The organism is Lysinibacter cavernae (genome assembly GCF_011758565.1).
Lineage (GTDB): Bacteria > Actinomycetota > Actinomycetes > Actinomycetales > Microbacteriaceae > Lysinibacter > Lysinibacter cavernae.
The window spans coordinates 1,296,484-1,316,367 of sequence record NZ_JAAMOX010000001.1 but is presented as its reverse complement, the minus strand read 5'-3'; the positions used below and the strand labels follow the sequence as shown (position 1 = coordinate 1,316,367).

General features: G+C 62.0%; 20 protein-coding genes. 9 read left to right on the top strand and 11 right to left on the bottom strand.

Translation table 11 applies throughout. From position 1 onward, the window contains the following. Positions 1 to 584: 584 nt before the first annotated feature. Positions 585 to 3,425, bottom strand: a complete 2,841-nt coding sequence (locus FHX76_RS05925) for an immunoglobulin domain-containing protein (RefSeq protein ID WP_167148848.1) — start codon at positions 3,423 to 3,425, stop codon at positions 585 to 587. A gap of 279 nt (positions 3,426 to 3,704) precedes the next feature. Here FHX76_RS05925 and FHX76_RS05920 point away from each other — a divergent pair, with 279 nt between their 5' ends. The 4 genes from FHX76_RS05920 to FHX76_RS05905 all read left to right on the top strand — a co-directional run bounded on the left by FHX76_RS05920 (position 3,705) and on the right by FHX76_RS05905 (position 8,618). Then, positions 3,705 to 5,261, top strand: coding sequence for an SDR family oxidoreductase (locus FHX76_RS05920; protein ID WP_167148846.1), 1,557 nt, complete (start codon positions 3,705 to 3,707; stop codon positions 5,259 to 5,261). A 106-nt stretch (positions 5,262 to 5,367) separates the two neighbouring features. Further along, a complete protein-coding gene (locus FHX76_RS05915; RefSeq protein ID WP_167150378.1) occupies positions 5,368 to 6,882 on the top strand; it encodes a cryptochrome/photolyase family protein in 1,515 nt (504 codons plus the stop codon). Further along, positions 6,879 to 8,042, top strand: a complete 1,164-nt coding sequence (locus FHX76_RS05910; RefSeq protein WP_243848586.1) for a pentapeptide repeat-containing protein — start codon at positions 6,879 to 6,881, stop codon at positions 8,040 to 8,042. Before FHX76_RS05915 ends, FHX76_RS05910 begins: the two co-directional genes overlap by 4 nt. A 228-nt stretch (positions 8,043 to 8,270) precedes the next feature. Continuing rightward, a complete protein-coding gene (locus tag FHX76_RS05905; RefSeq protein WP_167148844.1) occupies positions 8,271 to 8,618 on the top strand; it encodes a hypothetical protein in 348 nt (115 codons plus the stop codon). Positions 8,619 to 8,790: 172 nt separating this feature from the next. Here the strand turns inward: FHX76_RS05905 and FHX76_RS05900 are convergent, their stop codons facing one another. Further along, entirely contained in the window at positions 8,791 to 9,222 is a 432-nt protein-coding gene (locus FHX76_RS05900) for a four-helix bundle copper-binding protein (protein WP_167148842.1), read from the bottom strand. A gap of 375 nt (positions 9,223 to 9,597) precedes the next feature. Here FHX76_RS05900 and FHX76_RS05895 point away from each other — a divergent pair, with 375 nt between their 5' ends. Further along, positions 9,598 to 10,215, top strand: a complete 618-nt coding sequence (locus tag FHX76_RS05895; RefSeq protein ID WP_167148840.1) for a hypothetical protein — start codon at positions 9,598 to 9,600, stop codon at positions 10,213 to 10,215. Between the two features lie 239 nt (positions 10,216 to 10,454). Here the strand turns inward: FHX76_RS05895 and FHX76_RS05890 are convergent, their stop codons facing one another. Beyond that, on the bottom strand, positions 10,455 to 11,006 hold the full coding sequence (locus tag FHX76_RS05890; protein ID WP_167148838.1) for a hypothetical protein: 552 nt from the start codon (positions 11,004 to 11,006) through the stop codon (positions 10,455 to 10,457). 415 nt (positions 11,007 to 11,421) lie between these two features. Between FHX76_RS05890 and FHX76_RS05885 the strand changes: the two genes are divergently transcribed. Continuing rightward, on the top strand, positions 11,422 to 12,534 hold the full coding sequence (locus FHX76_RS05885; RefSeq protein WP_167148836.1) for a sensor histidine kinase: 1,113 nt from the start codon (positions 11,422 to 11,424) through the stop codon (positions 12,532 to 12,534). Between the two features lie 33 nt (positions 12,535 to 12,567). Next, complete coding sequence (locus tag FHX76_RS05880; RefSeq protein WP_167148834.1) at positions 12,568 to 13,266, top strand: response regulator; 699 nt, start codon at positions 12,568 to 12,570, stop codon at positions 13,264 to 13,266. A 32-nt stretch (positions 13,267 to 13,298) separates the two neighbouring features. Here FHX76_RS05880 and FHX76_RS05875 read toward each other — a convergent pair whose 3' ends face one another. Both FHX76_RS05875 and FHX76_RS05870 read right to left on the bottom strand, forming a co-directional pair. Next, positions 13,299 to 13,880, bottom strand: a complete 582-nt coding sequence (locus FHX76_RS05875) for an RNA polymerase sigma factor (RefSeq protein ID WP_167148832.1) — start codon at positions 13,878 to 13,880, stop codon at positions 13,299 to 13,301. Continuing rightward, positions 13,877 to 14,611 carry a hypothetical protein gene (locus FHX76_RS05870; RefSeq protein ID WP_167148830.1) on the bottom strand — a complete coding sequence of 245 codons (735 nt, stop codon included), beginning with the start codon at positions 14,609 to 14,611 and terminating at the stop codon, positions 13,877 to 13,879. The genes FHX76_RS05875 and FHX76_RS05870 overlap by 4 nt, the downstream gene beginning before the upstream one ends. Positions 14,612 to 14,886: 275 nt before the next feature. Here FHX76_RS05870 and FHX76_RS05865 point away from each other — a divergent pair, with 275 nt between their 5' ends. After that, positions 14,887 to 15,765, top strand: coding sequence for a putative protein N(5)-glutamine methyltransferase (locus FHX76_RS05865; protein ID WP_167148828.1), 879 nt, complete (start codon positions 14,887 to 14,889; stop codon positions 15,763 to 15,765). 5 nt (positions 15,766 to 15,770) lie between these two features. Here FHX76_RS05865 and FHX76_RS05860 read toward each other — a convergent pair whose 3' ends face one another. From FHX76_RS05860 to FHX76_RS05840, 5 genes are all read right to left on the bottom strand, one after another. Further along, entirely contained in the window at positions 15,771 to 16,481 is a 711-nt protein-coding gene (locus tag FHX76_RS05860) for a hypothetical protein (RefSeq protein ID WP_167148825.1), read from the bottom strand. Beyond that, positions 16,478 to 17,386 carry an ATP-binding cassette domain-containing protein gene (locus FHX76_RS05855; protein ID WP_167148823.1) on the bottom strand — a complete coding sequence of 303 codons (909 nt, stop codon included), beginning with the start codon at positions 17,384 to 17,386 and terminating at the stop codon, positions 16,478 to 16,480. Before FHX76_RS05855 ends, FHX76_RS05860 begins: the two co-directional genes overlap by 4 nt. After that, positions 17,376 to 17,741, bottom strand: coding sequence for a GntR family transcriptional regulator (locus tag FHX76_RS05850; protein ID WP_167148821.1), 366 nt, complete (start codon positions 17,739 to 17,741; stop codon positions 17,376 to 17,378). Before FHX76_RS05850 ends, FHX76_RS05855 begins: the two co-directional genes overlap by 11 nt. Before the next feature lie 90 nt (positions 17,742 to 17,831). Continuing rightward, on the bottom strand, positions 17,832 to 18,395 hold the full coding sequence (locus tag FHX76_RS05845) for a MepB family protein (RefSeq protein ID WP_167148819.1): 564 nt from the start codon (positions 18,393 to 18,395) through the stop codon (positions 17,832 to 17,834). Between the two features lie 20 nt (positions 18,396 to 18,415). Beyond that, the gene (locus FHX76_RS05840) at positions 18,416 to 19,129 is read right to left on the bottom strand and encodes an AAA family ATPase (protein WP_167148817.1); all 714 of its coding nucleotides are present in this window, start codon (positions 19,127 to 19,129) and stop codon (positions 18,416 to 18,418) included. Between the two features lie 56 nt (positions 19,130 to 19,185). Here FHX76_RS05840 and FHX76_RS05835 point away from each other — a divergent pair, with 56 nt between their 5' ends. Then, the gene (locus FHX76_RS05835; RefSeq protein ID WP_167148814.1) at positions 19,186 to 19,581 is read left to right on the top strand and encodes a YciI family protein; all 396 of its coding nucleotides are present in this window, start codon (positions 19,186 to 19,188) and stop codon (positions 19,579 to 19,581) included. Between the two features lie 13 nt (positions 19,582 to 19,594). On the opposite strand, the gene FHX76_RS05830 is transcribed toward FHX76_RS05835, so the two are convergent. Beyond that, complete coding sequence (locus tag FHX76_RS05830; protein WP_167148813.1) at positions 19,595 to 19,837, bottom strand: hypothetical protein; 243 nt, start codon at positions 19,835 to 19,837, stop codon at positions 19,595 to 19,597. Positions 19,838 to 19,884: the final 47 nt, after the last annotated feature.

The window sequence follows — 19,884 nt, the reverse complement described above, 5'->3', positions numbered from 1 at the left end:
GCGGAGGCCGGATGTCGGGTGCTGGATGTCGGATGCCGGCTGGCAGATGTCGGATGTCGGATGTCGGCTGGTAGATGTCGGGTGCCGGTGCCGGCTGGTGGCTAGTGGGTGGCGGTTGCTGGACGTCGGATGCCGGGTGGTGGCTGCCGGATGCCGGCTGGCAGCTGGTGGATCGCGGGTGCCGGCTGGTGGCTGCCCGATGGTGCGTGGTGCCTCCGCATGCTGCCGTTGAGTACTCCGGCCGTGTGAGGTGGGTCAGATGCCATTGGCTGTGCGAGGTAGCACCGGGCTCATTTGCTGTGGTCGGTCTCGTCAGCTGCGAGGGGTAGCGCGGGGACGGACCGACTGCGAAGCGCCCTCACGCTCACAAGACCGAACCTCCCATCCCCGATCCAGTGCGCTGCCCCAACCACATGACGCAAATGTGTGGATTCTCCGAGAAATAGACACATTTGGGTCACCTCGATTCGTCCGCACGTGAGTGCGGGCGAGTATGGGGTGCAGATGTGACGCAAGAGTTCCTTCCCGGGGGCGGGAAGGAACTCTTGCGTCAGATCTGTTGGTGCGGCCTGTGGCCGGCCGATCTAGTGGTCGCGCGGGTGGCGGCGCAGCGCGAGTGCCGCCCCCATGAGCATAAGGCCAAGCGCGGATGCCGCGAGGAGCAGGCCTTCTGCCTGGCCGATGCCGGTTACGGCAAGACCTGCGGAGGAAGCAGCGGATGCGTCGTTGCGTAGCGCGCCCGAACCGCTTGAGGCAACGCCGCCGTTGCCCGAGCTGCCGTTACCTGAGCTGCCGTTACCCGAGCCGCTGCCGTTACCTGAGCCGCCGTCACCCGAGCCGTCACCGCCTGAGCCGCTGCCGTTACCCGAGCCGTCACCGCCAGAGCCCGGCGTCGTTCCAGGACCAGTACCCGTTCCGGGACCCGTACCAGGCGTCGTTGGCGGCACCTCAACATCCACCGCCTCGATCGAGACCGGCTGCCACGCGCGGAACAGGCCCGCAGGGTTTTGCAGGACAACCGAGTGGGTTTCCGCACTGAGGGTGGACGGAAGCGTGACGTCGAAGGAACCCTCAGCGTCGGTCTTGAACCAGCCGAGTGCGGTTGGCTCCGAGAACACCGTCGTGTGGAACCAAGCGAAGGGCTCGAGATTCTTGACGGTCACGGTTTCGCCGGCCTTTGCCGTGCCGAGGCCGAGGTCTGTCTCGTTGATGCTGGCGCTCGCCGACGGGTCAGCAACCTCGTGGGGTGCAGCGGCCCCGGTCAGGATGTCCCCGGCAAGAATCGCCGGTGCCGCACTCGTGAGCGCGCCGTCGCCTGCCACGCTGCTGAACGTGACAAAGACGTACTTTTTTGCGGGGTCAAACGCGCCAGCTGGCATCGTCAGGGTGCGGGCGTATGCCCCGGCATCGCGTTTGAGCGTCGCCGCGTAAATGGTTCCGCTCTCGCCAACAAAGTTGTCCTTGTTCGGCGCAGCGGCGTTCCACTTCTCTTCTTCCATGAAACCGATACGCATGAAGCCGGTGTAGGAATCTGGCACGGTGTAGCCTGCTCCGCTGACCGAGAGGACGTTGACGGTCTCTGGCTTGAGGTTTCCGTTTGACGTGAAGATGCTGCCTCGCTCGAGGGCTGGCAGTACCGTCACCTTGCGCGCCTCAGATACCGCATCCTCACCAACGCCGTTTGCGCCGCGAACACGGAACAGGTTGCCGTTCATCTCTTTGGTGAGGTTTTCGACGTAGAGGAGGGTGCTGCCGCTGCTTGGGTAGGTTGACCAGGTTGAGCCATTGTCAGCACTGGTTTCCCAGGACCAGGTTGGGTCTGGAGCTCCGTTGCCGTAGGCGCGGAGAAGCACTTTTCCTCCCTCGAAGCCGATCGCGTCGAGAGCGTTGGCGGTGAAGACGGGAGCCTGCGTTGTGAGCGTCAGCGTGGCCACATCCGAGATCACGGGATCGGATACGCCGTTGCTCACGAGTACGCGGTACTGGTCTCCGCTATTTGCGGCCGATGCAGATGCGAGGTTGCTTGTGGTTGCCGTATTTGTTCCCCAGTTTGCCCAGGTCGCGCCGCTGTCGGTTGAGCGCTGCCACTGGTATTGCGGCGACGAGCCGGTAACGCTCACGCTGAGGCGGAAGATTCCGCCAGCCTTGCCCGTCACAGACGTCGGCTGTTTGGTGATGACGATGTCGGAGGCGGTATCGACCGTGAGTTTTGCCTCTGTTGTGGTGGCGTCGCCGGCTTCGTTATGGGCGAGGGCACGGATGCTCAGCCCATTATGGTCTGCGGTGGTGACATTGGTGATCGTGAACTTCTTGTCCGTTGCACCTTCGACGGTTGTCCACTCGCCGCTCAGAGTCTTGGTCTGCCACGCGATGCTGGGAACGGGGAAGCCAGAAACTTCGGTGCTGAAGCTGACGGATGCTCCTGAACTGACGGTAGCGCTGACTGGGTGCTGCACGATTGCGGCTGGCATGACGGGCACGCCTGAGTCGAAGGTGACGGTCACCGGCAGCGGCGGTTTCTTTTCGTCGGCGGTGAGGCCTGACGTGTGCCAGTACGTTGAGAGGCCGGTGAGGTACTGGAAATCAACGAAGTTCTCTGGCCACGAGCCCCAGCCCGGCCGCTGGATTTTGATCTGTGGCGTGATCGCCGAAACGCTCGAACGCACTCCCTGTTCGATGGGGTAGTAGTCGATGCCGCCAAAGGCTGGCGTCGCCGTAATTCCTGATTCGCCGACGGTCACATTGCTGAACTGGGCAAGCGTGATGTTGTTTTGGCGGTTGAGGGGGAACTTTTGGCTTGGGTCATCCATCGACGAGCCGTAACCGCCAACGCCGGCGAGGAGCTGGCCGGTTCCGTCGGCCGCAACTACGAGTCTTGGGTCGAAGATGTTCCACGGCACGAGCCCGCCGTAGGAGTTGATCGATGCGGTACCTGTCCACTGGATCTCGGTCACGCCGGTTGTGGTGTCGGTTGTGCCGACACCCTTGCTGAAGAGGAGCCGTTGGCCGTTTTCTTGGCTGACGGTTGGGGATGCCGGGGTGCAGCGGGTTGCCTTGCTCGCGGCAGTGGCCGTGCCGTCGGCCGCCCGCTTGATGATGTGCAGGTTGCCTTCTTGCGTGCGGTATTGGGTAGCAGACCCGTCAGAGGCTCCTGCCGAGAAGAAGTCGCAGCCACCAAATTGAGAGCCAAGTTGATGCTGTTCGTTGAGTCCCCATTCGAGGGCCGCGTTGTCGAAGGCGACGACCGTGTTGGCGGTTGCGGATGCCGCACCTGCCGTCAGCATTCCACCAAGCATGAGCGTGCCGAGCGCGATGCTCACGACGCGCTTGGCGAGTCCGCTCGTTGGGGAAGCTGCTGATTGGCGGGGGTCGGTGTGGTCGATGGGGAGGGGTTTGCTGTGAGCTGGTCCCGCGCGAAGCGTCATAGTTGCTGATTCCTTGGGGTTGGCGCCCGTCATTCGGGCGCGCCAAAGAGCGCCCGAAGAAGGGACTTGTTCTGATGTGCGGACGACCGGCGCCTGTGAGAGAGGGGGTTTGGGCGCGCATCCACACGAGTAATTCCGTTAATAAGGATAGCCATACCTAAGTAGTTAAAGATAGTCGGAATTGAAATTCCTTCTGAACCCTCGGAAACGACCGCCGCACGCGAACAGCGACTGTCAACCCCGGGACAGGGGACCGCCCTCCGGCCTAAACTGCTCACCATGAGCGACCAGACGGATGCCACGACACACAGCCCTGTTTTCCCGCCTGGCAGCCGCATCCTTGTCACCGGGGCAACCGGCTACGTTGGCGGGCGGCTTGTGCCGATCCTGCTCAACGCCGGATACCGGGTTCGGGTGCTCGCGAGGACACCAGACCGCCTAAGGGATGTGCCGTGGGCCGGCGCCGTGGAGATAGCGAAGGGCGACCTGCTCGACGCGGAATCACTTGCGGCAGCCTTCGACGGGATCGACGCGGCCTACTATCTCGTGCATTCGATGGGATCGGCGCAGCGCCGCCGCGATTTTGACACCACGGAACGCGAATCGGCGAGCAACGTTGTTGCGGCGGCCGAGGCGGCTGGCGTCAAGCGGATTGTCTACCTCGGCGGACTCCACCCAGAAACGAATCTCTCCCAGCATCTGAGGTCACGGACCGCGGTTGGCGAATTGCTGCTCAACTCGACCGTCCCGGCCATTGTGCTGCAGGCCGGCGTCGTGATTGGCTCGGGCTCGGCCTCGTTTGAGATGATCCGAAATCTCACGGAAGTGCTGCCTGCCATGCCCGCGCCTCGCTGGGTCAAGAACCGCATCCAGCCGATTGCCGTGAGGGATGTGCTGTACTACCTGCTCCATGCGCTTGACGTGCCAGTCGAGGTTAACCGCAGCTTCGATATTGGCGGTCCAGACGTCCTCACCTATGCCGACATGATGAACGGTTACGCCGCAGAGGCCGGGCTGCCGCATCGCCCCATTCTTGCGCTGCCGGTGCTTACCCCGCGGCTTGCTGCCCACTGGGTCAACCTCGTGACGCCCATCCCTCGCAGCCTTGCCATTCCGCTCGTTGAATCGCTCCAGAATGACTGCGTGGTGCGCGAACTCGACCTCGATGCGTTTGTGAGCCCGCCGGAAGGAGGACTCACCGGCTACCGTCGGGCCGTCAGGCTCGCCCTCGACAAGATGCGCGATGGACAAATTGAAACGAGCTGGCAGAACGCTTCGGTTGATGGTGCCCCAAGCGATCCGCTGCCGAGCGACCCAGACTGGGCAGGATACCGGGTGTACACCGATCTGCGCGTTCGCGAAACAGAGGCGTCGGTCGCTGACCTCTGGCGAGTCATCGAGGGCATCGGGGGAGCGCGCGGATGGTATTCGTTCCCACTTGCCTGGGCCATCAGGGGGTGGATGGATAAGGCCGTTGGCGGGGTTGGCCTACGAAGGGGCCGCCGAAACCCCGACCGACTCCAGGTCGGCGAAGCACTGGATTTCTGGCGAGTTGAGCAGCTCGAACGCGGCCGCCTGCTGCGGCTCAGGGCCGAGATGAAGGTCCCTGGCAAAGCCTGGTTAGAGATGAGCGCCGAGCCGCTGGACGGTAACGCCGGTTCCCGCTACTCGCAGCGAGCGGTCTTCTTCCCACGGGGGCTATGGGGGCGCCTGTACTGGTATTCGATATTGCCCTTCCACGGCATTATCTTTAACGGGATGGCGAATCGCATCACCGCGGCGGCAGGGGCTACCCAACGCGCGGAATCCGCGTCGCCCGCCCGACATAACCTGTGACGGAAAAGCCAACGCGTAAGCGCCAAACCAAGACGGAGAACCGTTGATCGCATCCTTGACGCTCGGAACCGATGCCGGCGATCCCACATCGGTCGAATCGAGTCGTTTGGCTGAGGGAACAGCGGATGGGCCGGTCGCGCTGGTCTGGCTGCGCAACGATCTGCGCCTCGCCGATAACCCCGCGCTTCAAGCAGGGATTGCTGCCGCTGGGCCACGCGGGACAACGATCGTTGTGTATGTGCTGGAAACCGCCGCCGGCGACTCCCAGGTTGGCCCCGAGGCGGGCCCCGACAGCGCCGCCCCCCGCGCGCTTGGGGCGGCATCCCGCTGGTGGCTCCACCACTCGCTGAGCGCCCTTGCCGATGACCTCGGCGCCATCGGGGGAAAGCTCGTGCTTCGGGCCGGTGACGCCGCAACGGTCATTCCCGGCCTTGCCGCCGAAATTGGTGCCGACGCCGTGTTCTGGAACCGGCGCTATACCAACGCCCGTAACGCGGATATCACCATTAAGGCCGCGCTCACCGAGGCCGGATGCGAGGCAAGGAGCTTTCACGCCAACCTGCTGCACGAACCGTGGACGGTGCAGACAGGCCAAGGAACACCCTTCCGCGTCTTCACCCCCTACTGGCGTGCCTGTCTCGCGACGCCGGAACCGAGGGAGCCGCTGCCAGCGCCCACCGGGATTCGTTCGGCACCAGTGCACAGTGACACGCTCACCGATTGGGGACTCCTCCCGACCGCACCCGACTGGGCCAGCGGGCTGCGAGCAACCTGGACCCCTGGAGAGCGCGGCGCACACGAGCGGCTTGACGCCTTCCTGAACGACGGGATCGACGACTATCACCTGAGGGATGAGCCTGCCGACGGCACCACCTCGTGGCTGAGTCCGCACCTTCGGTTTGGAGAGATCAGCCCGTTTGCGGTGTGGGATGCCGTTCGTCGCGCCCGAAGCGCCGGCGTCACTGGTCAGGCCGCCAACAACGCGGCCAAATTCCTGAGCGAGGTTGGCTGGCGTGAATTCAACACGAGCATCCTGTTTTCGTTTCCTGCCCTTCGAGAGCAGAACGTTCGGCCCGAGTTTGCCGCGTTCCCGTGGGCAACGCCCGACCAAGATGAGCTTGCCGCCTGGCGCGACGGCCGCACGGGGATTCCGCTCGTGGATGCTGGGATGCGCGAGCTCTGGCACACCGGAACCATGCACAACCGCGTCCGCATGGTGGTCGCAAGCTTCCTCATCAAGAACCTGCTTGTCGACTGGCGAATTGGTGAAGCCTGGTTCTGGGACACGCTCGTGGATGCCGACGAGGCAAGCAACCCTGGCAACTGGCAGTGGGTCGCCGGCAGCGGCGTTGACGCCGCTCCGTACTTCAGGGTGTTCAACCCAGAACTCCAGGCAAAGAAATTTGATCCTCACGGGGAGTACGTGCGCCGCTGGGTCCCGGAATATGGCACGCCTTCCTACCCGGCCCCGATCGTTGACCTCCGCGAGACCAGGGGGAACGCGCTCGCCGCGTACAGCGCGATGCGCGCAGCCCTGCCAGACCCCGCAGCCTCTGCAGATCGCGCAGACCCCGCAGCTGGCACCGCCGCCGCCCGACCCCGTCCACCCGAGGCAACATGATGACCGCCGAGGTCCTTGCCGCGTCCGGCGGTCCCGCGAGTCTGGTAGCCGATTGTGCCAATTGCTTTGGCCTGTGCTGCGTAGCGCTGCCGTTCCTAGCCTCGTCTGAATTTGCCGTTGATAAACCGGCTGGCACTGCCTGCGTCAACCTGCGGTCGGACTCGCGCTGTGGCATCCACGATCGCCTGCGTGATTCCGGGTATCAGGGCTGCACCGTCTTTGATTGCAACGGAGCAGGCCAGAAGGTTTCGCAGCACACCCTTGGCGGAGTCGATTGGCGAACGGATGCCGCGGCATCCGCAATGCTGCTTGAGTCGTTCCCGGTTATGCGGCTCTTGCACGAGCTCCTTGCGTATTTGGTTGAAGCGCGTGTGCGCCTCGAAGCGATGCGGGACACGGATGCAGTGCCGGTCAACGTTCCTGCCAAGACTGCCGGGTTGCTTGGTGATGTGAACCGGTTGCTGACCGAGACTGAACACATGACGCTGCTTCCCGCAGTCCGGCTGCGTGACGTTGATGCCGGGTCGCAGCGCCAGCTGGTCAGCGAGGTGCTGCTGAGTGTGAGCGAGTTGCTGCGGTCTACCGAGCGGGGCGGGGCTCGTCGGCCGAGTGGAATAGCCGACAACGGCGCGCCTGTCGACACACGGATCACTCACGGTAAGGGCAACTCTCGCCAAGCTGGTGCGCCGGATCCGGCCACGGTTCGAGCCCGAACTTTCGATACCCTTGACGACGCTGCTCGCGGCAACATCGAGGAGGCCTCTGGCGACACCCCAGATGGCAACGGCGGCCAACCGCGGCGGAAGCCAACAGCGACTGCGGCAAAACGCGCGATCACGCTGCACACTCGCGGCAGGGGAGCCGACCTCATTGGCGTTGACCTCGCGGCAACCGATCTTCGCCGCGTGAACCTGCGCGGCGCCTACCTCATCGCGGCAAATCTGCGCGGTGCGGATCTGCGCGGAGCCGACCTCATCGGCGTTGACCTGCGTGACACTGATCTGCGAGACGCCGACCTGAGCGACGCCCTCTTTGTCACCCAGATGCAACTCAACGCGGCGCGGGGAAACGCGGCAACGCGCATCCCAGGCCGGCTGCAACGGCCAGCGCACTGGATGCCGGTGGCCGTCACGATCGAAGCGCGACGTCCGTCCCGCTAGCGAGCGCCCCTAGACACCCCTCTAGCATTGCTCTGCTCGCCTGTTCGCGGCGCTGTTTGCCTCCTCGCTTTGCTCGCCTGTTCGCGGCGCTGTCCGCCCAGCCGGGATCGACGATGCCCGTGGTTCTTGCGTCCCTCGCGCGAAATGGAGACCATGCGCCAGCGTCTGTGACGCTGTGTGACAGGGGCGCTGGGCTTTTGCGCAGACCCAACCTACTCTGGAACAACTATGAGCCAGCAAAACTGGTCGGCTACGCCCGACACGACGATCACAAAGGACACCCTTGACGTTTCGGCTGGCTTCCACATGCACATGGCACTCTCACGTGTTGTCGCCTCAACCCCGAGCCAGTGGCGCGACTACGTGGTAACCGGCTTCGGCGCTGACGGCACGATCAGCGTTTCAACCTTCTGGGAGGGCAGCTCGCAGCGCGCCGACCAGCTCACCCTCTGGCACCACCTTGACCTCCGCGGACTTGTTGAGGTTGGCAGCCCTGTTTCGGTTCACAATACCTATCACGTGCTCTCGGTCGGCGGAGATCGCTTCAACGTGCGCATCACCGACGCTGCGGCATAGCGACCGCTCAACCACCAGCAGGAGCCGTGGGCATCCAGCCCCCGATCCAGTGTGTTAACCCAGTAGCGCCCGGCACGAAGCCGGGCGCTACTGTGCGTGCGTTACAAATCTGCGCGCAAGAACACTCTCGAGGGCGATGGCCCAACGAGGAGCTACAACGAGAAGGTACGGTTTAGGCGTTTGTTGCTGACTGCATCGGCATCATGGCCTTCATTGCGGTCATCATGGTTCCGCAGGACATGGCCAGCTGGGTGCAGGCCTGAGCGCAGACAGTGCAGCACTCCATGTCGTGGCTTGAGCACTCTGCCGCGCAGGCCATCATCATGGTTTCGCAGGCGCTCATCATCGACATCATCGACTTCATGTCCATGCCCATCGAGCGGTTCATCATGCGCATCATCATGTGAGCCATATCTGCGGCGTTCATGCACATGCTTGCGCAGCGCGCCATGGTCGACATTCCATCCATGCCCATCATGGTCATATCGGTGTCGGCGCAGACCATTGCGGCCTGCTCTGCTGCCATGCACGACTCCATCATTTCCTGCATGAGGGCTTTGTCCATGTTTTTCATCATCATCGACATGTCCATGTTCATATCCATGTTTGCATCCATTGGGTTCTCGCTTCCGTGTCTTGCGCCACCGAGTGGTTTCGGTGAATTGCGCGTGGTGCTCTGTGTGATGGAACCGCCAAAGACCCCGGATGAGTGCCTCATTGCAGCAGCCCCTCTCCCGCCAGACTACGCAGTTGGGGCGAGCGGCACAAGGCGCGAACGGTGAAGATTTTGCTGCTTCGTCGCGACGTGAGGATGTGGAGCTGGTCCTCCGTGGGAACCCAAAATGTTTGAGGGTTCTGCGTTCAGGTCGTGTGTCGAGTAGGCTCGGAATGTACCCCTTCGCGATGGCCGCGGGCATTCAAATCTGCGGAGTCCGAGCGGGCCCTATTCGTCGAAGTTGAAGGGAGCGAGCGCACCGTCATGTCGTGGTTTTCTCGACGCCGACGCGGCAACGCCGGCAACGCATCCGCTGCGGTTGAGCATGTCGATCCGCCCCTCGCCCCCGTTGAGGAAGTTGTGCGGCAGGGCGTTATGATCGCTGAGGTTTCTGTGCGCATGGCCGCTAAGAACTTCATCATCATGAACGCAATGGGTGACCAGGCCTCGTACGATGAGGCCGCTGTCATGCGGGCCGTGCGCGAGGAGCTCGCCTCGATTGCCGATGAGAAGCACGAGGACGCCGAGCGGGTCCAGGCCGCGCGCACTAAGGGGCACGGAAAGTTTGCCGCGTGGGTTCGACACGGCGACGCCGTCTTTGACGAGCCAGAGGTGCCAACTCGGCGCCAAGAGGTCTACGAATTGCTTGCCGCCCAGCTCAATCGCCTTCGCGAAGATGACGACTACGTGCGTGCCACGGCTGAAGAGGCCCGCCAGGATGCCTGGCTTGAGCTCAGTCGCTCGTTCGAGAACATGCTCAAGGGCGATCCCCTCCGTCGCAATGTTGATGCCGACTACTGGAATAAACGCGACGTTCGCATCCAGTACCTCATCGACAAAGACCTGGCCAAGCTCGCGCGGAAGCAGCAGAAGAAACTCTGACCGGCCGGCGCGTGCCGAGTCGCATCCATTCGCCGCCCGTTGCGAATGCTGGTGCGAATTAACGCAACGAGCGGCGAATGGATGAGCCCCTAACTCAGGTTGATCTTGTCCCAGTCAATTCGTCGTCAAACTTCCTGGGTCTGATAGCTCTCCTGGTACATCCATTCGCCCCAAATTCCAGGAAATGCTGGTGAGAATTGGAACGTGGGGCGAATCGAATAGCGGAGGCCGCGGTCGGGTTAGCGGATCGCGACAAATACTCCGTCGCCAAACATGTCGGCCGTGACACGGAGGACACCGTCAAGAGCAACGGGAACAGCGATCGAGGTGTTCCCCGTTGTGCTTCCGCCGGTGAAGAGCTCATCAAAGCCAACGGCCTCTGGAGTCACTACAGAGACGTCACTCGATTTGTAGGCCTTGTTGTCGCCTGCCACATAGTCGATGCTCGTGTTGATAAAGGGCGAAGCCGACGTCTCTCCTGTGTAGGTGTACGTTGCGTTCACGAGGATAAAGGTCTGTCCCTCTGGCGCGGCCGAGTTGAACTGGTTCTCAGCGGCGATCGCGGCGTTCCCATCGAGGTTGACGCTGTTGATGACCACATCCCATTCCTTACCCGAAATAGTCGAACCGAGCGGGTACGGGTTCTCGCGGGTGCCTTCTTTTGCAGCGGCCTCTGCTTCGGCGGCCGGCTTTGCGTCGTCGTTCGGCTTTGAGACGGATGGCGAGGAGCCGCATGCGCTCAGTGAGGCAACCAGCGCGAGGCCGACAAGAACAGAGGAGAGCTTTTTCATGATGATGATCTTTCGTTGAGCTGTGTGAACTGGCATCCGGGCGGTCGCCACGATGCTGTCAACTCAACCAAAGTCGCCTGCCGGTTCACATCGTCCATCCGTCCGGTATGACCTGACCAAAAGGTGGGTAGGCGTTCCAAGCAGAACAACCGAACGTGGGATGAGAGCACGTTCGCTCACGCCTAAGCTTGCAAGTATGTCGTTTGCAGCTCCGCCGCCACCCGTTGGTGTGCCCCCGATGGGTGGGTACCGCGGCGATCAGCGACCCCATCCCAGCCGAGAGTCACAAGCTAGAAGGGTCTGGCGGCGGATCGGTTCGTTTTCACTGAGCCTGTTTCTTGTCCTGTTCAGCATGCTGTGCTCACTTTTGCCGGTCGGTTTGTGGAACTCGCCCAAAGCAGATCATCCCGCATTCATGATCACCTGGGCCGGCTTTGGCACGATCATTCTGCTTGGAAGCTCCCTGTTGCTGTTCTGGCGACACCGGATGCCGTTGGCTGTGACGATCGTGCTCCTTGGGATACCGCTGCTATTTCCTTCCTCGCCGTTCCCAGGCCTCATTGCGCTGACCGCGCTTATCGCGGCACGTCGCGGTCGACATGTCTGGATACTTATCGGCGTCGCCTATGTCGCGACGCTTCTTTCCGTTATCTGGGATATTGCGTGCGGCCCGGCTGGACTCCTTGGACAGCTCCTCACGGATGCCGACGGCTGGGATCAATTTCGGAGCGTCATCGGGTGGCTCATCCCGCTCATTGCTGCCGTACTCATGGTGCCAACACTTTCGGTCGGCTTTGTGCGTCGGACGACGGCAGAGCTGAGCGATGTTCGACACCAGTCCGACGCCACAGCCCGCAACGTCGCGGTGCTGCACACCGAGGTGTCGCGTGAGCGTGAGCGGCAAGAAGTTGCTCGTGAGATTCACGACACCCTCGCGTCTCGGCTTTCTGCCTTATCGCTGCACGCCGGCGCCCTCGAGCTGACCGTTCCGCAGGAGAACCCGGAGGCCGCCGCTGCGGCGAAGGTCGTGCGCGAATCCGCCCAAAACTCGCTTGATGACCTGCGCCACGTGATTGAAGTCTTGCGCAATCCCGAGCTTGGCGCGGTTCGCGGTGGTGGAACGACCCTTGCCGATATTGGCACGCTCATCGAGGAGGCACACGCCCAAAATGACCGGGTGAGGTCGACGCTTTTTGTCACCGATCCGCTGACCTGCGATCCAGAGGTTGCTCACGCGTGCTTCCGAATCGTGCAGGAAGGCCTGTCGAACGCGCGTCGGCATGCTCCAGGAGGCGACGTCCTTGTTGAGGTTCGGGGCGGTTCAGGCACGGGGCTTTCACTGAAAATTGTGAACCCGCTGCTCACGCACGGCCAGGCATCCTCAGAAGGTGGCGGGCACGGTATCGTCGGGATGCGCGAGCGCGCCCAGCTTGTTGGCGGTTCGTTGTCGGCAGAGCGGGCTCTGGACGGAACCTTCACGGTCACGGCCTGGCTCCCGTGGGTTCCCGCGCCACGCACAGAGGGATAATTTGGAGTCCTCGTCGCGCCATAGAATGACAGGGTGAGTATTCAGCAGGATCAGACCGGCAACGCGCCGGTTCCCCCATCAACGGTCCGTGTGTTGATCGTAGACGACGACACCCTTGCTCGCCAAGGCGTTGCGGCAATCTTGAGTTCTGCCAGCGACCTTGAGGTCGTGGGGCAGGGGAGCGACGGCTCGCAAGTGAACACGCTCATCGCGCAGCTTCGACCCGACGTTGTGCTGATGGACGTTCGAATGCCAACGGTTGACGGCGTGACCGCCGTCCAGCTTGCTCAGGGGATGCCGCACCTCCCGTGGTTCCTGATGATGACGGCATTTGACGACGACGGTGGCGTTCCCAACGCGATCGCGGCTGGGGCCTCAGGGTTTTTGCTCAAGGAGGAGTCTCCCGCCGGCATCATTGACGCGGTTCGTCACGTCGCGGCCGGTGAAGCCGCATTCTCGGCGCGGAGTGCGGGGCATCTCCGCCGATGGGTGCAGAACTCGGTGAGTGTGCAGGCACGCCGTGACGCCATAGAGAAGATCCAGATGCTGACCGACCGGGAACGCGAAGTCGCCATCGCGCTTGTTGACGGTCCGAGCGATGCCGAGCTTGCGGCCACCTTCTATGTTGCCGAGTCGACGATCAAATCCTTTCAATCATCGATCAAAACAAAATGGGGCCTCAAGAACCGCACGCAGATCGCCGTTGTGGTTGCCCGATCTGGCCTCGGCTAATCGCCGCCACCCACCCGCCGCGCTGGCCGCTGCTACTCGCCTTCCGTCTCGAACTCGCTCCCGAGTAAGACCGCAAGTTGGGCTTTTGCCCGTTGTGCGTGTGTCCGTGCGGTTGAGGCCGAAATACCGAGATGCTGGGCTGCCTCGACAATCGAGAACCCGTCCCAGTGCACGAGCTTGACGAGTTCACGCTGCCGTTGGGGCAACGAATCGACCATTTCTCGCACAAAGGCGTGAGATTCTGCCTGTTCAGCGAGAGAGAGTTCCGGTTCGAGGGAAGCCGTGAGCGAGGCCTCAGCGCGCGACAGGATGCGTTCGTGACGGGCTCCGGTTCTGTAGTGGCGTTTCAACACACGTTTGGCAACGCCAAACATCCACATGCGTGCCTGTTCAGCGTCTTTGGGGAGACGGCCTTCTGCGCGCCAGATCGCAACGAGCGTGTCGTTGAGGAGTTCTGCGGCGTCGGCGGGGACCTGGATGCGGCGCACAAAGTAGGTGAGCAGATCGGGAGCGTGTTGTTGCGCGAGGTCTTCTATCGTGGGCGTGGCCGGAGGGAAAACATCTCGAATGTTGGTTGGCCGTGCTGAAACGCCGGACTGCTGCTCGAGGCTCATTCGGCGGCCGTGCAGCTTGCGTTAAACACGATGGTGACGGAACCGTTTGTGTTGAGGCCCGCCGCACGGAGGGCATCATCGATCGCAAAGGCGGTCATCTCAACTCTCGCTGAGGCCTCTAGCGAACTCCAGCTGTGTGTATCGACCTCACTACGATCGTTGTGCCCAACAATCGCTGGGACCGTGAACCTGTTGTGCCAGGCCTCCGACCAGTCCCGCTCGGTCACAAATCGAACGGCTTCGGAAAACTCCTGGTCGGAATAGCTACCCTGCTCAAAAGGGACCAGGTAACCGCCGCCGCCGTCACCCTCGACGTAGCGGGTGCCGTCGGGATCCTCAGGAGGGGTGTAGCCGTCATCAGTGGTTTCTGCGTTGAACAACGGCGTCGAAACGAGGTCAATGACAACACTGCAGGTTTGGTCAATAAGGTCGCCTTCGAGCGGGACGCGTGCGGTGAAGCGCACCGTTGGTTCCGGCGCGAATAACGCACCGATGAGTGGGCCGGTGTAGGCGGCCGTCGCCCCGAGAGCGGCTATGCCAACAACGGCGGAGAGGACGATCACTGGCCGAGGGCGTCGCCGCGTCAACGCGACGGGGGCCGCGGGGTTCGAATAGCTCGCCTCTCGTGCAAGTGCCGAGACGCCATCGAGAACCTGTTTGGATTCGAGGGCCGTATATGCCGGGTCGCTCGCGCGTAAGACTTGGTCGATTTGCTGGGGATCATCGTTCACGGGGGGCTCCTGCTGTGAGTGTATCGGTGCTGGTTGGCGCCGACCTCTGGGTCAATGCCGTCACTCCCACATGCCATGTCGCTCGCTGAAACGTCTACCTGTCCGCAATTGTTGTTGTGCTGATTGGGGGTGGATGCTCAACCTGTCAGTCCGTTAGGGTTGCGGGTGTACGATTCACACCTACCCTGGCGGTCAACGCGCACCGCATCAGGACGGCACGGCTTCCGTTGCATTAGCGGACAGTCGCACAACACGCTACATCAACCGAGTCAAAGGTGCAGAGTACGAGCGAGACACGCAATACCCAGGTCAATGACGTCGTGCGGCAGCTGCGCGCTGCCGGTTGTGTGTATGCGGAGGATGAGGCGGCGCTGCTCATGGAGGCGGCAGCATCAGACGATGCGCTTGACCATCTGATTCGCCAGCGAATGGCGGGGCTTCCGCTTGAGCCGCTGCTCGGCTGGGCTGCGTTTGACGGCCATCGCGTTCGCCTCGGCCCCGGCGTCTTTGTGCCGCGTCGTCGAACCGAACTGCTCTTACGTGAGGCTTCTCGCGAGGTGGTCGAAATCCTGGTTCGGCGTTCGAGCCCCGCCGCATCTGCAAAGCATGTAGCCGCAGACCATGACACCGAGGCGCTCGTGACGGTGATTGATGTGTGCAGCGGGTCTGGTGCGATTGCCGCCGCTCTGCTGCGCCGGCATCCGAATGTCAGGATGCTTGCGGTTGATAATGATCCCGTTGCCGTCGAATGGGCAAAACGCAACGTGGAGCCGCTTGGCGGATGGGTCGGAGAAGGAGACCTCTTCGATGCGATCCCGCTGCAGATTCGCAACGAAATTCATGGCAGCGTGGCGATTATCACGGCGAACGCCCCGTACGTACCAACGGATGAAATTCGGCTCATGCCGCCTGAGGCCCGACTGCACGAACCGCACTCAACGCTTGACGGCGGACCTGATGGGCTTGCCCTCCAGCGGAGGATCATCGGTGAGGCAGCGACCTGGCTTGCGCCCGGCGGAATCCTGCTCGTCGAGACGAGCGCGCGTCAGGCCCCCGAAACCCTCGAGATGATGAGGGCCGGGGGCCTGAGCCCGAGCGTGCTCCGTGACGAGTCTCTTGAGGCTACGGCAGTCATCGGTCGACGACTGGGGTGAATCTGTTAGCGAACGGATGCCCGCCCAAGCGCTAGCCGCATTGCGATGAGCGAGCCTCCACAGATCGCGACGGCGATCAGCACGCCCCACCATCGATTGAAGCTTTCGACGATGTCGCCGAAGTAGGGAACAAGGAGGAGAGCAGCGGCGGCGAGCACAATGCCGATGCTGAGCCCCATGACGATGGGGCCCTTGTTGCGGAATCGAACGTAGACGGCGCCAAAAGCTCCACCGATGCTCAGGCAAGCAAGCGTCGCGAAAAACGTGATCGGGATGAGCAGGCCGAAGTCGCCAGCGCCGAGCACATACACATCGATGGCATAGATGTTGGCAAACCAGTGATCGGTCAGTTTCTCAAGGGCAAGCAGGACCGTCATGATGCCCGTCACGTAGAGCGAGAGACCAACAAAGGTGAGTGCGGTTCCCTGAACAAAATTGCGTCGTGCCGTTCCGAGCGACATGGCAAAGGGGAAGGTGGTACCAACGGATTGAACCCCCATGTAGATGAGGAATCCGGGGAGTGCGTACATCATTCCCGCGTTTTGTCTGGCCCCAAATTCGTAGCCTTCCGAGTTCGGGTCGAGCCCTGCGCGCTGCAGGATAAACGCGATGATCGCCGTCAGCACGAGTGTCAGGAGGATGGTGGCAAGTGGTGTGAGGAACGCGAGGTCGCGCTTGGCGAACTGCAGTTTGAGAACTGAGGTTGTGGTGCTCATCGGGATTCTCCTGAGGTATTGGTGGCGGCGAACGCCAGTGAGGTATCGGCTTCGCCATAGGCAGCCACAACGTCTTGAAGCGACGGTGACTCAAAATGAATGAGTGGGTGTTCTGCTCGAATCGGCGCGCTCACTGACTCGTGGATAAGCGCGGTCGATAGCCCGCCAATGCTGCGTCGGCTGATGACGTGCCGCCCGACGAGGAACGCGTCGAGGTCGGCCGTGAGGCCCGAAACCGTTGTGGCCGAGCCTTTGATCGTGTCAACGTCTGAGTCGACAAGGATGCGGCCCTGGTCAACGATGATGACCTGCTCAAGCAGCGATTCCATTTCGTCGATCAGGTGCGTCGACATCAGGATGGTACGCGGGTGCTCGCTGAAGTCGCGGATGAGATAGTCGTAGAACAGGTGTCTTGCCGTGGCATCGAGCCCGAGGTAGGGCTCATCAAAGAGCGTGATGGGGGCGCGGCAGGCGAGCCCGATGAGGATGGCGACCGCCGAAAGCTGGCCTCGTGAGAACTTTGCGATGTCTTGCTTTGCCGGGATGCGGAAGTCGCGGATGATGTCGGCCGCAAGCTGGTGATCCCAGTTGGGAAAGAACTCGGGAGCGACGCGAAGGACGTGCTTGAGTCGGTAATTGTCTGGGTAGCGTTGGTTATCTCGGATAAAGCACAGCTTCTCGAGCGTCTTTTGGTCGTTGAAGGGGTTGCTGTCGCCGATTCGAGCGGTGCCTGAGTCTGGGCGGTCGTGCCCGGCGACGAGTGACATGATGGTGGTTTTGCCGGCTCCGTTTCGGCCGAGGAGACCGCAGATGGTGTTTTCGGGAACGGTGAAGCTCACGTTGTCGAGCGCGACTGTTCCCTTGAACGTGCGCCCAACGCTGTTGAGCGAGATGCTATTGGTCATGGCTTGCTTCCTTGCTGATGAGGGAGAGAAGTTCTGGTACTTGGATGCCGAGGTTCTTGGCCTCGTGAAGCATCGGGGTGACGTACTGCTGGGTGAATCCCGACCTGCGCTGTGCACGCAGCAGGTCTTGGGCACCAGGTGAGACGAACATGCCGATGCCTCGTTTTTTGTAGAGGATGCCCTGTTCCGCCAACATGTTGACCCCATTTGCTGCAGTTGTGGGGTTGATGCGATAGAACGCGGCGAGCTCGTTTTTTGACGGGACCTGCGACTCTTCTGGGTAGGAGCCGTTGAGAATACGTTCGGCGATCTGTTCCGCGATCTGTTGAAAAAGCGGCAGCTCTTCGTGAAGCATATGACCTCGCTGGTTAGTTATCTGGTTGACTAGCTCACTAATCAACCTAGGGTATGGATTATCCCGTGTCAACTTGGGGCGGTAAATTGCCTAGGCCAGGATGAGCTGGCTGAGGCGGCTCGTGTCGGCCTTGCTGCCCAACGAATGCTCAGATTCCGGCCAAAGTGATACAAAATAGGCGGCCTGCCATCGCTGAGCAGTGAGCCCACTGGCATTGGTCGTGGCGGTCCACGGCGGGTACATGCGAAAGGCGCGTTTGCCGCCGGTGCCGCCCTGAGCGAAGACTCCGCGCGCAATGAGCGCTGCCGCCGGAAAGACAAAGAGCCCGCGCTCGGTGCTCCGAGGGGTGGCAACCAGCACGATGAGGGTTGTGATTCCGTCAGTCTGGTCAAATGGTCGGATGGGCCCCTCCTCGCTGCGGGCCCATACCGTCACAAACTGGCCAACCTTCGTTGGTGTTGTCTTGGCTACCCGGAAGAGGGTGGGCCGTGCATTGAGCACGAGCCTGACGGCACCGTATTCGGCGCTTTCTGGTTCGGCTACCGGGTCTGCGACGGTGTGGCCGGACGGGCCCAGTACCTCGCGCGAAAAGCTGGTAAACAGCGGCGGCAGTGCCGCGCGGTGTGAGGGGGCCGGGCGCGATGTGGGCTGCATGAGCGGTGACCTTGCTGGTGCTAGAGGTGGCGGAGGTATCGTTGGGGCTCGTCGAGAAACGACGCAAGGTTATTGACGACGTCGAGGTCTCGCCACTCGGTCTGGCGAAGGCCCCATTCACCGACCTCAAGAATATCGGCCCCTGGCAGCGCCGCGAGCACCGGAGAATGGGTCGACAGGATGACCTGCGAGCCGCCGGCCCTGACGAGGTCTGACAGGATGCCGACCAGAGCGAGGCATCCGCTGAATGACAGTGCCGACTCTGGCTCGTCGAGCACCCAGAGCCCCTTGCCGGTGAAGCGGTCAACGACGAGTTCGAGAAATGACTCGCCGTGCGACATCTCGTGAAACGCGGGCTCAGGACCGCCGGGGTTCTCTTCGAGATACGTGAAAAACCCGTGCGTCGTCTCTGCTCGCAAGAAGTATCCGCGTTTGCTTGCGCCACCGTTTCTTGTGAGCCGAATCATGTCGCCAAGCGCCGACTCCGTTGGGCGTGTGCTGTGCCGCGCCATGGTGGAGCCGCCCTCTGGCGAAAGCCCGTATGCGCGCGCGATGCCTTCGATAATGGTTGATTTTCCGGAGCCATTTTCGCCAATAAGTACCGTGCACTGGCCGAGGGTGATGCCGTGTTTGAGGAGGTGTCTGACGGGAGGCAGCGAGGCGGGCCAGCCGGACGCGTCGTTCTTGTGCTCGGGGAGGGCCTCGATGCTTCGGATGGGCCAGGTATCAAACATGCGTTCAGTCTGCCACGGGGGTAGGACATCCAGATGCTCAAGCGTAGGGTGGAACCATGAGCGGCGAAGGGAACTCCATCGTGAACACGTACCTACTGAGCATCTTCCAGCCAGACGGACCCGCCCCCGCGAGCGGGCGTCTTGAAACCATCATGTCTGAGTTACAACTCCTCAACGAAGAGATCACCGCATCCGGAGGGTTTGTCTTTACGGATGGGCTGCAGCCGCCAAGTACCGCAACGGTGGTCCGTTCCTTTGACGGGGGTGTTGAGATTGCACATGGCCCATTTCGTCAGGGCGAAATTCACCTTGGCGGGCTGTGGATTGTGCGTTCTGACGATAGGGATACCGTTATCCGCTGGGCTGGCCGGGCGGCTACAGCGACCGGCCTCACCGTCGAGGTTCGGCCCTTTCATAACGGCCGATCATCGGAGGATCGCTCACCCGAATAACGGCTGCCCGCCGTCAGAGCAGTGGCGAGGGCGCAGGCCTGAGTGAGTTCACCGCTTCCGTAAACGACGGAAAATCTGTGCTTTCTGACGGGTGGTTCATCGCGATGACCTCGTAGTGGTCCTCAACGTGGGAGATGAGGCCAAGAACGCTCTGTGCATTGGATGCGGGAATGCGATTGTCACACACCCGCCAGTCGCCTCCGCCGATGTCTGTTACCTCGAGATAATCCGTTGCGGTGTGACGCACCAACATCATTCCTCCTTGAACGTGTCTCAAACGCTGAGCTCGCCCTTGCGCACGTG